Raw genomic sequence first — 225 nt, 5'->3', positions numbered from 1 at the left:
CAATAGCGATACGCTGCAACTGGCCACCGGAGAATTCATGGGGATAGCGATCCATGTGCTCCTCGCCCATCCCCACATTTCCCAACAGCGAAATAATGCGCGCGTGCAAGGCGCTGCCGCGCAAACCAAAGGCAACCTTCAGTGGTTCGGCAACAATCGCCTTGATGGTCATTTTCGGGTTCAGCGAGGCATAGGGGTTCTGGAACACCATGCTCAAGCTCTTGC

General features: G+C 55.6%; 1 pseudogene. It reads right to left on the bottom strand.

From position 1 onward, the window contains the following. Positions 1 to 211, bottom strand: a pseudogene (locus OC610_RS29440) (oligopeptide ABC transporter ATP-binding protein); the annotation flags it as partial. Positions 212 to 225 lie beyond the last annotated feature (14 nt).

Origin of the sequence: Pseudomonas agronomica (genome assembly GCF_025917275.1) — a bacterium.
Classification (GTDB): Bacteria; Pseudomonadota; Gammaproteobacteria; order Pseudomonadales; family Pseudomonadaceae; genus Aquipseudomonas; species Aquipseudomonas agronomica.
This window is presented reverse-complemented; position numbering and strand designations above follow the sequence as displayed.